Origin of the sequence: Gordoniibacillus kamchatkensis (assembly GCF_000829455.1) — a bacterium.
GTDB classification, from domain to species: Bacteria; Bacillota; Bacilli; order Paenibacillales; family NBRC-103111; genus Gordoniibacillus; species Gordoniibacillus kamchatkensis.
The window spans coordinates 1-5,943 of the sequence record NZ_JXAK01000125.1 but is presented as its reverse complement, the minus strand read 5'-3'; the positions used below and the strand labels follow the sequence as shown (position 1 = coordinate 5,943).

The window sequence follows — 5,943 nt, the reverse complement described above, 5'->3', positions numbered from 1 at the left end:
ATGACGAGCGGAATGACCAAATAGCCGAAAATGAGGGCCATCATCGGCGCAAACCCGATCCATTTTCCCCAGCCTGCCTTTTGCTCGATCAATTGCTCGTACTCCTGTTTGCGCTGCTCCTGCGCGTAAGCCTGTTCCGACTCCAGGTCGTCGAACGCTTCCCGAATCGGCAAACTTTGCGCCGCCAGTTCCAGCTTTTCGACCGTGCGGACGAACGGCACAAACGGCGCATCCTCTTTCAGCTGCGCCAGCGCCTGATCCGCGCCCTGTTCGAAATGGAGCAAGCAGGTTTGCAGCGGTTCCTTGAACACGCGGGCAAACTGTTCCATCCAGATGAGCAGATGCTCGACCGACATCCGGTCCAGATCCGCCAGCATGGCGATGACGGCATGCAGTTGGTCCACTTCATGCTTCATCTCCATCTGCCGCATGCGTCGCTGGAACATCCGAACGCCGACCGGCATGGCGTAGCCGCCCCATCCCGCGAGAGCGGCGAGGAGCGCCTCCCACCACTTCACATACTGATGGTCCAGCTTCGTGAGCTTGCCCATAATACGCCGAGCCGCGGCGCGAAGCTGATCGTCCTTGTTTGTTGCTGGCGATTCGCTGCGGAGCAGGGCCATCACCGTTTCTTCGGTGCGGTGCTTCACCTCCTTTACGCGATCGATGATACGGCGATCGAGCGCCGCCGCCTCGCGCGCCTTGGCTTCCTCCTCCGGCGAAAGTTGGCCGAACAGGATGCCCGGCTTTACCGGCGCATGCAGGATTTGATGCCGGCTTGCGGCATGAAGCGCTATAAACATCCCGAGCACAGCCAGAAAAGCCATGCCCCCCGCCACGATGCGCTGCACATAGAGCCATTCCAGCCGAAGCGGCGACGCGGTGTCTTTAAGCAGCTTGACCATGCGGTCAGCTTCCCGGGAACCGGGGGCGGGACCGAAACGATGCACAAGCCAGCGCATCCACGGCCATTCGTAAACCCGTTTCTCCCATCTTTTTCGGCCGGTTGGTTTTGGACTCGCGTCCAGCTCCTGAATGTTCCGCAGCAGGACGTAGGACAGCCATACGACCGCCATCAGGCCAATTTTCACGATCCAGCCGGTCGTGCTCGCATAAAAGGCGTCCATGGCCGGAAAGTAATGGCTGGCCCAAGCTTCGATCGGCCGGGTAAACAGCAGCGGCAACAGCGCGATGGCGGTCAGTCCTTGCAACAGGAAACTGAGGCGCTCGCGTCGCAGCAGTTCCAGATTCAGTTCGGTTGCGAGCTTCCCGAGCGCCTTCAAGTACACGGAACCGGCTGCGGTTCGTTTGTCGCCGTATTCCTTCACCAGATGCGACAGCCCGGCCAAGCCCTGCAAATAGCGGTTCGGCGCGCTCTCGATATATTGCGCCAGCCGCTGCTCGGCGTCGCTTGCCGTGAGCACTTCGTATATTTCATGTCCGTGCAGCGCCATCTCATACGGCGCGCCGTCCGCCGCTTCATATATGGCTTCTTCCACCATGCCATGACGATGAACATGATGACGCACATCCGAAAAAAAATGCCGGAGTTGCCGGAGCAGTTGCGTCTCCAACCGATGGACCAGGTTGTCCGAAAAGATTCCGTGGCCAACCCAGAAGCCGATGCCCATCATGCCGAGCGCGGCCGGGTCGCGCACGCCGAGCGCCAGCGGAACAGCCGCCGCAAGCAGCACGCCCCATATGAGGAGCGCCGTCTTCACCGTCTCCAGCCGCAGCTTCCATTCGTCGCCAAGCTGGAGAATGGTCATTCGTTTGCGAATATGAAGCAAATAAGCGCGCAGCATCGGCACGCGTTCGCAAACGCGATACAGCTGCTGCAACACGCTGTACATCGTTTGCTTCTTGCCGGCTTTGCCCGGTTTGCGCAGCGCTTCATACCGCCGAACGGCCTCCACGTCCGAACCGTGGCGGGATACCCATTGAAACGCAGCCACCATCGCGAGAAACAATACCGTCGCGGCGCCCAGCAAAAGGGACAGCCATTCAAGCCTCATCGCGATCCCCCCAGTGAACCGCCAAAAACGCTTCGAACGCCGCCTGGTCCGGCCCGGCGAGGCATGCGGCGATTTCCTTGCGGTTTCGCTCGGACAACGGATGAACGGCGACATAGCGTCCGTCGCGGTACTCGATGACGTTCCGCGCGACGTAAAGCGGTCGGTCCGTCGAGCGGCGGAAATATTCCAGCATCGTCTCCATGAACGCCGTCATTTTCTCCTCGGTCGTCGTTTTGTGGCGGAACGTCTCCGGATAAGCCATCTCCTGCTCCACCGGGACGCATTCGGTAATCCGTTCGATGTAGCGATGTCCGTCCGCGTCCCGCCTGAGGTGAATGTCGAAGTTGATGACGCTGACGACCTGCTGCTCGGCCACTTTTTCGTTCGTAAACACCCCTGTCTTCAGCAGCGAGTTGCGCAGCGAATAGACGAGGTCGCGGAACGTTTTGGCGTGATGCGTAAACAAGGTGAACAGCGAAGCGACCTGCGCCATCTGCACCATCCAGGCCGCAACCGGGTCGTCGCCACTTCTCCCAAAATATTGACCGAGCCGTCCGTTTTTTTCTGGATGTCCAGCCCGTCCTGCCCGGAGATCGTTTCGGTTTCCCGCAAGCTTAAAATGTTGCGTCCCCGGTAAATTTTCCGAAGCTGAAGCTCAAAGCTCATTTCCTGCACCCGGATCGGCAAGATGGCCGGAATGTAGCGCACCATCGCCATCAAGAGCGTCGTTTTGCCGCTGCCCTGCGCGCCGGTGATGGCCGTAATGCGCTCGCCCATGACGAGATATCGGATCAGCCCGATGGGAAGCTCGGCGTTATCATCCTGGATCAATTGTTCCAGCGTGGCGTTTTGCACATCGAATTTGCGCACAAAAAAAGCCCACGATTCGCTGAACCGGGGGCGCAGCACGACGACGCGGGAGCCATCAGCCATTTCGTTCACCTTAAAGCCGTTCGCCTCGGACAATTGGCCGGGAAAATTATGCTTGTACACGTTCTGGCACACGCGCCTTAGCTCTTGCTCCGAGCCGAAGGACAGAAAGCTTAAATGGATAGATTTCCCTTTATAAAACAGCCACACGCTGTCATGCGACCTCGGCACCTCGCGCAGCAGCGCTTCTTCCTCCAGGCTCCACTCGCCTTCCCACATCGAAGGCGGGATGCCGGAGACGCCGCCCGATACGCCGTCGATTTTCATGTCGCGGATTTCGTCGATGACGCTAAACCCTTTGTACTGCTGGTAGATCCGCTGCACAACGATCTGGGTTTTGTCCTCGGCAGACAGCTTGCGCACTTCCTGCTTGTAGATGTCGCGGATTTCGTCGGCAGTAATCCGGTACGACTCGGTCTCTTCGTCATCCAGGCTCAGCTTGGGACGATCCAGCTCGTATTGGCGGATCAGTTCGTCCAGCGCTCTCAACCGATGTTGTTTCTTAAACAGATAGAGCAGGATGTCAAACTGATCTTGCGGCGACAAGTCTTTCGGATCGTCAAACGGCAGAAGCCGATTCAGGTTATTGTCGTCCAGATTGTAGCGCTGTTCGAGCAAATCGGCGATTACCTGCTTCACATACGCCTTGTCCCGCAAATCTCCGGACGTGCAGCCCCGCAGCGCTTTTTTCAGTTCCGCGCGCTTGTTTTTGCGACGGCGGTATTCTTCTTCCGACAAGCCGAAGTCGATCAGGCTGCTGCTTGTCATCTCGTGCAGTGCTTCTTTCACAAACGCGGTCATCGCTTCCAGCGTGTAGACCGGTCTTTCGTCCGGCTGCTCCGGCAAGCGGCGGCTCAAACGCAAATAGAGCAAGACGCCGATCGCAATAAGGATGCCCGTCAGAATCATAGCGTTCAGCGCGAACATCATCGGTCATCGTCCTCCTTCCCGCCGAAAAGAGGCTTGTTCAGTCCGACGTTGTTGATGAGCGCCTGCGCCAATGTCCGCACTTGCTGCATAAACAGTGAGTTTTCATGACCGCGCGGCACCTGTCGGTTGCGAAATAAAAAACGGATAGCTTCTCCTTGTTGGGTCGCATCCAGCCAGCCCGTATTATGGACAATCGGGTACGCAGGCTCCCGCCGATGAAAATGGCGCTTCATGTTTTTGACGGTCAACGCCGACCCGGGGTCATATTGTCCGAATACAAGCAAATGCTTCCGGTCGGACTGAAGCTGCGCCTCCACCAGCGGAAAGACCTGCTCCAGCTTGAGCCCATTTTGAGGCAGACAGACAACCAGCAAATTCGCCTGACGCAGCAGCGCCTGTGTCCACGCCGACAGGTTGCCGCTTCCGCCGTCCAGCAATACCAGATCGTAAGCGCGCCTTGTCAGTTCCAAAAGAGGCGCAAGCCAGTCCTGTGCGGATGAAACAAACGATGCATCCGGCTTGTTCGATCCCGGAAGGATGTCGAGCCGGTCGGCGAGCAGCGGCAGCGTGTAATCCCGCAACCTGTTCGGTTCCAGCTTGCGGTTTTTAAGCAGCCTGAGCAGCGCGTCGATGCCCGCGTCAGACGGGGCGTCCGCTTTGCTCATCCAGGAACGTCTCGGGTAAAAGCCGCGTTCGATGGCCGCGTATTCGCTTTGCAAATGCCCAAGCAGCAAAAGGCGCGAGGAATATTCGAGTCCGAGCAGCGCCGCGGCAGCGATCAGGTTGCTCGTCGTACCGGCCTGTCCCGAAAGCGGACTCCAAAACACCACGGTAAAACCCATTGCTTCATCTCCTTTCGTGCAACATTACCAAATTTACGCGCGCTTTCGGGAGCGCGCCCATGCCCGCCGTGCCGTTTTGGCATCGCAGTCAAACAACTGTTGCAGCATGTCCAGCACGGTCCGGCGATACGTCCCGGACAGCCGCCTGATGTCGATGCGGCCATGATGCTGGTTGTCCAGTTCGACCGACATATCCCGTTCGTCCAGCGGAAAGCGGAACACGGTGTCTACCCAGCGCACTGCCCCCTGCGGCAGCAGTGAATCGATATACGACTCGGGTATGGCGGTCGGTAAGGTGGGTGCAATCAGTTTGTAAAACGAAAGCGGCTGGCCTTCCGCTTCGTGAAGGCACAGCCGCTGCATCAGCTCCGCGTTTTTATGCATGCCGAGCCGGCTCCAATTGCTGCACCAAACCCGCTTGTCATAGCCCGGCAAATCCCGTCCTTTCACAAATTCGGTGTGATCGGTGTCGAGCAGCATGACATCGTATGCTGTTTCGCCACCGGCTTGAAACAAAGAACGTTCCAATTGCGCTGGCGTGATGAGCTCGGTCGCCACATCGATGCCTTCAAACTCCCGCAGCGAACAGCCAAAATCCGCTCGCGGCAAATAGCCTTGCATGGACTGGGCAAGGGTGGAATCCACGATCAGCACCTTTCGCTCCATCGCCATGAGCAGCTTGCCCAGCACAAGGAGCAGATGGCTTTTGTCCGGCGCGCCGAAAAATACGACTTTTTTCATGACGGCCTCCTTCACTGATTAAAAATTTGCTCCAATTTATCCACTTTTGCAGACTCTCCAGACGACGAAGCTGGCGCCGGTTCTGTTGAAACAGATGATGTAGACTCCGCTGACGTTTCCGACCGATTCTCACTCGTCGTTGTCGGAACGGAAGAGGTGGGCAGCGGCTGCGCAGCTGGCGGTTCCTGATCGACCGTAGCCGTTGCGCCTGCCGGCGGCGGCGATGGGGTCGCCTCATGCATGGCATTGCCTTGCCGCGTGACGATCCGTTCGTTTTGCAGTTGCTGCTGAACCGTTACGCTGCCGCTCGTTACGCGCAGTTTATCCGACTCGCTCATCGCCTTCAGATTGCCGTCCAGTGTCGTGCGAAGCTGGCGGGCAAGCTCGGTTGTCGCTTTTTCGAGCAGGTTCGGATCATGCGCCATCAAGTCTAACACCTTCGGATTGGCGGGATAATTGACCGCCGCCGCTTCCTGCAAGCCCGG

3 protein-coding genes and 2 pseudogenes are annotated in these 5,943 nt (G+C 58.1%); all 5 read right to left on the bottom strand.

What is annotated here, in order from left to right; all coding sequences use genetic code 11:
- The coding region (locus tag SD70_RS32235; protein ID WP_041052767.1) for a hypothetical protein at nt 1–2,015 on the bottom strand (2,015 nt) is incomplete at its 3' end.
- Nucleotides 2,005–3,875 (bottom strand): annotated as a pseudogene (locus tag SD70_RS32230) (pilus assembly protein CpaF). The pseudogene SD70_RS32230 and the gene SD70_RS32235, both read right to left, overlap by 11 nt.
- Nucleotides 3,872–4,717, bottom strand: a complete 846-nt coding sequence (locus tag SD70_RS32225) for a MinD/ParA family ATP-binding protein (protein ID WP_041052765.1) — start codon at nt 4,715–4,717, stop codon at nt 3,872–3,874. Before SD70_RS32225 ends, SD70_RS32230 begins: the two are co-directional and overlap by 4 nt.
- A 33-nt stretch (nt 4,718–4,750) precedes the next feature.
- On the bottom strand, nt 4,751–5,458 hold the full coding sequence (locus SD70_RS32220) for a hypothetical protein (protein ID WP_041052763.1): 708 nt from the start codon (nt 5,456–5,458) through the stop codon (nt 4,751–4,753).
- An 11-nt stretch (nt 5,459–5,469) separates the two neighbouring features.
- A pseudogene (locus tag SD70_RS39025) lies at nt 5,470–5,943 on the bottom strand (SAF domain-containing protein); the annotation flags it as partial.